1 protein-coding gene is annotated in these 438 nt (G+C 66.2%); it reads left to right on the top strand.

The genetic code is table 11. The features are described 5' to 3' along the window. Window positions 1-2 precede the first annotated feature (2 nt). Window positions 3-438: transposase (locus tag AX750_RS17235; RefSeq protein WP_245282426.1), on the top strand; the 436-nt coding region annotated here is incomplete at its 3' end.

Consider the following 438-nt stretch of genomic DNA (forward strand, 5'->3'; position numbering starts at 1 on the left):
TTTTGCGCGAGATGATCGGCTTTGCCGCGCAACGCCTGATGGAGCTGGAGGTCGGTAGCCTGACCGGCGCCGGCTTCGGCGAGAAGAGCCCGGAGCGCCTGGCGCAGCGCAACGGCTATCGCGATAGGGATTGGGAGACGCGCGCCGGCACGGTCGAACTGCGCATCCCCAAGCTGAGGAAGGGCAGCTACTTCCCCGGCTTCCTCGAGCCGCGCCGGATGGCCGAGAAGGCGCTGACGGCGGTAATCCAGGAGGCCTACATCCAGGGCATCTCGACCCGCTCGGTCGACGATCTGGTCAAGGCGATGGGGATGAGCGGCATCTCCAAGAGCCAAGTGTCGCGGCTCTGCGAGGAGATCGACGAGCGGGTGCAGGCCTTCCTCGACCGGCCGATCGAGGGCGACTGGCCCTATCTCTGGATCGACGCGACCTATGTGA

Origin of the sequence: Methylobacterium sp. CCH7-A2 (assembly GCF_001557075.1) — a bacterium.
In the GTDB taxonomy this organism is placed as follows: domain Bacteria; phylum Pseudomonadota; class Alphaproteobacteria; order Rhizobiales; family Beijerinckiaceae; genus Allobosea; species Allobosea massiliensis.